This window comes from Nesterenkonia rhizosphaerae (genome assembly GCF_039544555.1).
GTDB classification, from domain to species: domain Bacteria; phylum Actinomycetota; class Actinomycetes; order Actinomycetales; family Micrococcaceae; genus Nesterenkonia; species Nesterenkonia rhizosphaerae.
Map to the genome: position 1 here is coordinate 257,506 of NZ_BAABLW010000005.1, position 8,227 is coordinate 265,732.

An 8,227-nucleotide genomic window follows, 5' to 3' on the forward strand; every position below is an offset into this window, starting at 1 on the left:
GTTGAAGCTGGTTGCGAGTTACCTCAGGCCCTACTCAGGACGTGTTGTCCTGCTGCTGGCCCTCCATGTGGTGGGGACTATGACCTCCTTGGTCCTGCCTGCGATCAACGCCGCCGTAGTGGATGAGGGGATCGCCGAAGGCCAACCTGATCTGATCATCCGGTTGGGCGGTGTAATGCTGCTCATCAGCGTCTTCCAGGTGGCCTGCTCCTTCACTGCCGTCTATCTCTCCTCTCGGGTGGCGACTGCCATGGCGCATGACCTGCGCCGTGACTTATTCGCCAGCACACAGAGCTTCTCAGCCGCGGAACTGACGCAGTTCGGAGCCCCTACGCTGATCACCCGCAGCACCAACGATGTGCAGCAGGTGCAGATGGTGACTCTCTCCGTCTTCAACATCATGGTGATGTCGCCGATCATGTTGGTCGGCGGCATCATCATGGCGGTGCGCGAAGACCTGCGCCTCTCTGGGCTCATGATTGTCACGGCCCCCATACTGGGCGTCTGCGTCGGCCTGATCCTCTGGAAGATGGTTCCGCACTTTAAACAGATGCAGCAGCGCCTCGACACTGTCAATACGGTGCTCCGCGAGCAGGTAGTTGGGCTGCGGGTGGTGCGAGCCTTCACCCAGGAGCGCAGGGAGGCAGAGCGGTTTGAGGAAGCGAATCAGAGGCTTTACGACACCTCGCTCAGTGCCGGAAAGCTGATGGCTCTGAACGCTCCCACAGTGCTGTTCATCATGAGCCTCTCCCAGGTGGCCATCGTCTGGTTCGGAGGACTCGCGGTCGACGCCGGGGACCTCCAAGTGGGCTCGCTGATCGCCTTCCTCAGCTACATCATGTTCATCCTCATGGCAGTCACCATGGCCACCGGTCTGTTCATGATGATACCGCGGGCCGCTGTGGCTGCCGGCAGGATCGATGAGGTGCTCCGCACCACCAGCTCCGTGAAGAACCCCTCCGCGCCTCATCCGACGTGGAACCGGCAGCCGCGCAGAGGGCGGCTGGAGTTCAGTGACGTTCAGCTGAGCCGCCCGGGGGCCGAATCTCCGGTGCTCTCGGGGATCACCTTCAGTGTTGAGCCTGGCACGACCACTGCCGTCATCGGATCCACCGGGGCTGGAAAGACCACGCTGCTCAGCCTCATTCCCAGGCTCTATGACGTGACAGCGGGCAGTATCACCTTCGACGGCGTGGACCTGCGGGACATTCCTGCTCAGGATCTTCGCAGTCACATCGGTCTGGTGCCGCAGAAGGCGTTTCTCTTCTCCGGCACTATCGCCTCCAACCTGCGTTACGGCAAGCCTGAGGCCACCGATGAGGAGCTCTGGTCCGCTCTGGAAGCGGCGCAGGCAGCAGACTTTGTCCGAAGTCTTTCCGGAGGGCTGAACGCGACGGTGGCCCAAGGCGGTGCCACGTTCTCCGGTGGCCAGCGCCAACGCCTGGCGATCGCCCGGGCACTGGTTCGCCAGCCGCTGGTGTACCTGTTCGACGACTCCTTCTCTGCGTTGGACGCCACAACTGATGCTCTGCTCCGCAGCGCTTTGAAGAGCTGGACGCGGCACTCCAGCGTTCTGCTGGTAGCCCAGCGCATCACAGCAGTGCGTGACTGTGACCAGATCGTGGTGCTGGACAATGGTGTCATCGCAGGGCGGGGCACGCATCAGGAGCTCTTGGAGACCAATCGGGTTTATCAGGAGATCGTCACATCTCAGGCGCCCGCAGAGGAGTCTCTGGGATGAAAGGTTTGAGACCTTCTGACAAGCCGATGCAGTTCAGCCGTTCGCTGAAGCGCTTCCTCTCCTCGATGCGCCCGGAACGAACACTTATCGGCCTGCTCTTGGTATGCGGTGTGTGCGCCGTCGCTATGACGGTGGTGGGCCCCAGGATTCTGGCCTGGGCAACGGATACCGTCTTCGAAGGAGCAATGGGCAGGCAGCTTGCTCGGGACCTCCCTGAGGGGCTCAGCGCTGAGGCGGCCGCTGAGGCGCTCCGCTCCGCCGGAGAGCACAGCCAGGCAGACATGGTTGCCGCGATGCCGGGCCTTCTGGTGGGACAAGGAGTGGATCACCAGAAGCTGGCTGGGATCCTTCTCGCCGCCGCGGCGGTCTACCTTGTTGCCTTTCTCCTCGGTGTCATTCAGGGGCGCCTGATGGCGGTTGTGGTCCAACGAAGCATGCGTCGTCTCCGCTCCAGCGTGGAGGAGAAGCTGCATCGGACGCCGCTGAGCCACCTGGACCAGCAGTCCCGGGGAGACATCCTCTCCCGGGTCACCAATGACATCGACAACATCGCCCAGACCACGAACCAGACCTTCACTCAGATCATCACCGCCGCACTGACTGTGGTCGGCGTGCTGGCGATGATGGTCAGCATGTCCTGGTCCCTGGCACTGGTTGTCCTGGCCACGGTTCCCCTCTCCGTGGTGGTGGCAGTGTTCATCGCCAAGAAGGCGCAGCCGCACTTCGTCTATCAGTGGCGCACCACCGGCGAGCTGAACGGCCAGGTGGAGGAGGTGCTGACTGGGCATGCCGTGGTCACCGCTTACGGGCGGCAGAAAGCAGAGGCTGAGCGTTTCGCGCTGAAGAACGCAGAGGTCAGGACCGCCACAGCCACATCCCAGTTCATCTCAGCCACGATGCATCCGAGCCTGAGCTTCCTCTCCAACCTCACCTTTGTGCTGGTGGCAGTGTTCGGGGCCCTCCATGTGATCGCCGGCGGGCTCAGCATCGGAGGGGTCCAAGCGTTCTTGCAGTACTCGCGCCAGTTCTCCCAGCCGCTCGCTCAGATCTCCTCCATGATGAATCTCCTGCAGTCCGGCGTCGCCTCAGTGGAGCGGGTGTACGAACTCCTTGATGGTCCGGAGGAGGAGCCGGATCAGCCGTCTCGTCCAGAGCTGGTGCCCGCGGGGTTGAAGGGGCGGGTGAGTTTCGAGGACGTGGAGTTTGACTACGATCCGGAGCAGCCGCTGATCAGGGACTTGAGCCTAGTGGCAGAGCCTGGGCAGACGGTGGCCATCGTCGGCCCCAGTGGAGCGGGGAAGACGACCCTGGTGAATCTGCTGATGCGCTTCTACGAGGTCACCGGTGGGCGCATCACAGTGGACGGGATCGATATCCGGCATCTCACACGCGAACAGCTGCGCTCCAGGATGGGCATGGTGCTGCAGGATACCTGTTTGTTCACTGGCACCATCGAGGAGAACATCCGCTACGGGCACCCAGAGGCCCCGGAAGAGGAGTTCCTGCAGGCCGCCGGCGCAGCGTATGTGGACCATTTCGTCCGTTCCCTCCCTGAGGGCTATGGCACATTGATCGACGACGACGCCTCGGCGCTTTCAGCCGGGGAGAAGCAACTGCTGACCATCGCCAGGGCCTTCCTCTCCGGGCCGGAGATCCTCATCCTGGATGAGGCCACCAGTTCAGTAGACACGCGTACGGAACTGCTCATCCAGCGAGCCATGGCCACCCTGCGTAGAGACCGGACGGCTTTCGTAATCGCCCACCGGCTCTCCACGATCCGGGATGCTGACCTGATTGTGGTCATGGACGCCGGTCGGGTCGTGGAGCAGGGGAGTCATCGTGAGCTGCTGGAGCGCGGAGGTGCATATGCTCGCTTATACGCGAGCCAGGATTCCGTGAATACGGATCAGAGCGAACCGTCATGAGCGATATTTAAGCAGGGAAGCACCCTGGGTTGGCAACCGATTGACATCCGGTCCTATTAATCTGTAGATTTACTGAGACAAGGTGTGATGCGGCACACAGGGCATTTGGTTTGAAGTGCTGTATCGCGTGTCGAAAGGTCTCCCGCTCTGGATGAGCAAACGGTTGCCTCGACTTCTGGCCATGATGTGAGAGCTTCAGCGGAGCATTAGACCTAGGCTGAGTCCGATCGACGCACCACTGGATTCCCGTCCATCCCTCTGCGACACAAGTAGGAGACCCCGACGTGCTGAAACCCAAAGTCACCGCCACCCGTGAGATGGTCAACCTCGACGGCCTCTGGCAGTTCGACACCGAGCCGAATCTCGGACGCGAACCCTGGGCGGGGCGGCTCAAGACATCGCGGGAGGCTGCCGTGCCGGCAAGCTTCAATGACCTCTTTACAGACGCAGAGATTCGAGATCACGTCGGCTGGGTGTACTACCAGCGCACTGTACGTGTGCCCAGAGGGTGGGCGGGCGAACGTATTATGATTCGCTTCGAATCAGTGCAGCACCAGGCCGCCGTCTACCTCAACGGCGATCTGGTGGGCGAGCACACTGGAGGGTACACGCCGTTCGACGTCGATATCACGGACCGAGTATCGGCCGGCGAAGAGTTCCGGCTGACGGTTGGGGCCAGTGCTGAGCTCACCAATGAGACCATCCCCCCGGGGGAGCTGACAGTCCACGAAGACGGGCGCAGGGAGCAGAAGTACTTCCACGACTTCTACAACTACGGCGGCATTGCACGCTCCGTGTGGATCTACTCCACGCCCCAGCAGCACATCAGCGACATCACGGTGACCACTGATCGTGCCGGCTCCGCCGGAATCGTCAACTACACGGTGGTACAGACCGGCGACGCCCCGGTGAAGGTGACTCTGCGGGACGAATCGGGCGCCGTGGTGGCCGAGGGAGAAGGCTCAGAGGGCAAGCTCACCGTCCAGGACGCCACCCTCTGGCAGCCCGGCGCGGCGTACCTGTACGAGCTCACCGCCGAGCTGGTGGACGGCGGCGTCCTCGACAGCTATTCGCTCAACGTGGGCATCCGGACCGTGGAGGTGCGTGGCCACGAGTTCCTCATCAACGGTGAGCCGTTCTACTTCACCGGCTTCGGCAAGCACGAAGACACCCCGGTGCGCGGCAAAGGGCACGACAGCGCCTACCTGGTACACGACTTCGAACTCATCAAGTGGATCGGAGCGAACTCCTTCCGCACCTCCCACTACCCTTACGCGGAAGAAGTGCTGGACTACGCAGACCGACAGGGCATCGTGGTGATCAACGAGACTGCCGCAGTGGGCCTGAACATGGGCGTGGTGGGCGGACTCACCGGCAAGCCGCCGTTCCCGACGTTCTCTGAGCATTACGCCAATGAGAACACCCAGGCTGCTCACGCCCAACACTTGAGGGAGCTGGTCGCCAGGGACAAGAACCATCCCTCGGTGGTCATGTGGTGCATTGCGAATGAGCCGGCCTCCAATGAGGACGGAGCGCATGAGTACTTCGAGCCACTTTTCGACATGGTCCGCGAACTGGACCCCACCCGCCCCCTGACCTATGCGGCAGTCATGTTCGCCACCCCGGATAGAGACCAGTGCAGCGACCTCGCCGACGTCATCTGCCTCAATCGATACTACGGCTGGTACATCTTCTCCGGCCAGCTCGACAAGGCCGAGCAGTACCTCCGAATGGAGATTGAAGGCTGGCTGAAGAAGACAGACAAGCCCATCATGATGACCGAGTACGGAGCAGACACTCAGCCCGGTCTGCATTCCGTCTGGGACTCGCCCTGGACCGAGGAGTACCAGACCAAGTACCTGGAGATGAACCATCGGGTCTTTGACAGCTTCCCGCAGTTCGTCGGTGAACAGGTGTGGAACTTCGCTGACTTCCAGACCGGGCCCGGGATCCACCGGGTGGGAGGGAACAAGAAGGGAATCTTCACCAGGGACCGGCAGCCCAAAGCGGCTGCGCACTATCTGCGTGAACGGTGGACCCGCGCAGGAAATGCCAAGCCCACCAGCACAGAACCGACCGACTAAGCACAGAAAGAACCTCCATTGAAGATCACCAATGCTGAAGTCATCGTCACCAGCCCGGACCGTAACTTTGTCACTCTGAAGCTCACCACGGACGAGGGAATCACCGGTCTCGGAGATGCCACTCTCAACGGTCGAGAACTCTCTGTGGTCGCCTACCTGAAGGACCACGTGGTCCCATTGCTGATCGGCAGGGACGCAGACAAGATCGAGGACACTTGGCAGTTCCTCTACCGCGGTGCCTACTGGCGGCGCGGCCCGGTCACCATGGCGGCAATCGCTTCAGTGGACATGGCGTTATGGGACATCAAGGGCAAAAAAGCGGACATGCCTGTCTACCAGCTGCTCGGCGGGGCGTCCCGGGACGGGCTGCTCGCCTACGGGCACGCATCCGGAAAGACCACCGAGGAGCTTTTTGAGAGCGTCCATAGGCACCTTGAGCTCGGCTACCGGGCCATCCGGATCCAGACCGGAGTGCCGGGCTTGAAGTCGATCTACGGCATCGCCTCGGTCACTGCCGATAAGCCTGAGGGCGTGCGCTACGATCATGAGCCGGCAGTGCGGGGAGACTTGCCCAATGAGGAGGACTGGGACACTCGGTCCTACCTGCGTCATGTGCCCGGGGTCTTCGAAGCTGTCCGCAACGAGTTTGGTCCTGAGCTGCCGCTGCTGCACGACGCCCATCACCGGCTGACACCGATGCAAGCCGCTAAGCTCGGCAAGTCGCTGGAGCCCTATGACCTGTTCTGGCTCGAGGATTGCACCCCGGCGGAGAATCAGGACGCGCTGCGCTGGGTGCGCCACCACACCACCACACCGTTGGCCATCGGCGAGATATTCAACACGGTCTGGGATTACAAACAGATCATCAGCGAGCAGTTGATTGACTATGTCCGCAGTGCCGTGACTCACACCGGGGGTATCACACACCTCAAGAAGGTACTTGACTACGCCTCCCTGTTCCAGATCAAGTCCGGGATGCATGGGCCGACCGATATCTCACCAGTGGGTATGGCCGCGGCGATGCACTTGGGGCTGGCGATCCATAACTTCGGGATCCAGGAGTACATGATGCACGGGGGGAGGACGAACCAGGTCTTCCAGCAGTCATTTACCTGGAACAACGGCTTGCTGCACCCCGGCGACAATCCTGGTCTGGGTGTGGAGCTGGAAACTGATGAAGCCGGTAAATATCCCTATGTGCGCGCGTATCTTCCGTATAACCGGCTTGCCGACGGCACCATTCATGATTGGTGAGTGCGGCGGTGTCTCTCAGAATGGGCGGGTTCATGCTTGAGACCAGTGCACCCGAAGAATCGCCCCCGGTGCAGATCGTGGTGATGGGCGTCTCTGCAGCAGGGAAGTCCACGGTAGGGTGCCAGTTGGCCGAGCGACTGAAGGTGCCCTTCTACGATGCTGATGACCTCCACCCCAAAGCCAACGTGGAGAAGATGCGTGCTGGAATGCCGCTGAACGACCAGGACCGTGCGCCTTGGCTGGAGCTTGTGGGCCGCACTCTTGCAGATTCCCACACAGGGGGCGTGATCGCATGCTCGGCGCTGAAGCGGCGTTATCGCGACGCCATCAGAGAGCAGGCCCCGGCGACGGTATTCCTTCATCTCCACGGCACAGATGAGCTGCTGCGGCACAGAGCAGAACACCGCGAAGGGCACTTCATGCCCCCGGGACTGCTCATTTCGCAGTTGGCAGACCTGGAGCCGCTTGAGAAGGATGAGCCGGGCGCGCGCGTGGACATCGCAGACCCGCCCGAGAAGATCGTGGCCGTCGCCCTGCAATCTCTCAGCCACATGGTCTGAGGGAACAAACGAATTGGCTAGAGTGTCGGATCTATGAATCAAGGAGCTCATCATGAGCGCTGATATTGGAGTTACCGGTCTTGCTGTCATGGGCGCGAACCTGGCCCGGAACCTGGCTCGAAACGGTTACACCGTAGCTTTGCATAATCGTTCTGTGGCACGTACGGACTCTCTGCTGAACAGCTATGGGCACGAGGGCAACTTTGTGCGCACTGAGTCCCTGGCCCAGTTGGTCCAGTCCTTGGAGCGTCCGCGCCGGGTGCTGATCATGGTCAAGGCCGGTGCCCCGGTGGATGCGGTGATTGATGAACTTCTCCCGCTGCTGGAAGAAGGCGACATCATCATTGATGCCGGTAACTCCTTCTATGAAGAGACCCGACGGCGCGAAGCGGCTCTGCGGGAGAAGGGGCTGCACTTCGTCGGTGTGGGTGTCTCCGGTGGTGAGGAGGGCGCACTCAACGGGCCTTCGATTATGCCCGGTGGATCTCGTGAGTCATACCAGGCGCTGGGCCCGATGCTGGAGAAGATCGCTGCCGAATACCACGGTGAGCCCTGCTGCGCGTGGGTGGGCACTGATGGTGCTGGGCACTACGTGAAGATGGTGCACAACGGCATTGAGTATGCCGATATGCAGGTCATCGGTGAGGCCTATGATCTGATGCG

At 61.4% G+C, this 8,227-nt stretch carries 6 protein-coding genes; all 6 read left to right on the forward strand.

Annotation, left to right across the window (positions count from 1 at the left end):
- Position 1 precedes the first annotated feature (1 nt).
- Positions 2-1,741 (forward strand): ABC transporter ATP-binding protein, encoded by a 1,740-nt coding sequence (locus ABEA23_RS05525; protein ID WP_345477073.1) that lies wholly within the window; start codon positions 2-4, stop codon positions 1,739-1,741.
- On the forward strand, positions 1,738-3,666 hold the full coding sequence (locus ABEA23_RS05530; RefSeq protein WP_345477074.1) for an ABC transporter ATP-binding protein: 1,929 nt from the start codon (positions 1,738-1,740) through the stop codon (positions 3,664-3,666). Before ABEA23_RS05525 ends, ABEA23_RS05530 begins: the two co-directional genes overlap by 4 nt.
- Positions 3,667-3,950: 284 nt before the next feature.
- Positions 3,951-5,750, forward strand: coding sequence for a beta-glucuronidase (uidA, locus tag ABEA23_RS05535; RefSeq protein WP_345477075.1), 1,800 nt, complete (start codon positions 3,951-3,953; stop codon positions 5,748-5,750).
- Positions 5,751-5,768: 18 nt separating this feature from the next.
- Positions 5,769-7,004, forward strand: a complete 1,236-nt coding sequence (gene manD, locus ABEA23_RS05540; protein WP_345477076.1) for a D-mannonate dehydratase ManD — start codon at positions 5,769-5,771, stop codon at positions 7,002-7,004.
- 32 nt (positions 7,005-7,036) lie between these two features.
- On the forward strand, positions 7,037-7,564 hold the full coding sequence (locus tag ABEA23_RS05545) for a gluconokinase (RefSeq protein ID WP_345477078.1): 528 nt from the start codon (positions 7,037-7,039) through the stop codon (positions 7,562-7,564).
- A 52-nt stretch (positions 7,565-7,616) separates the two neighbouring features.
- Positions 7,617-8,227: NAD(P)-binding domain-containing protein (locus tag ABEA23_RS05550; RefSeq protein ID WP_345477079.1), on the forward strand; the 611-nt coding region annotated here is incomplete at its 3' end.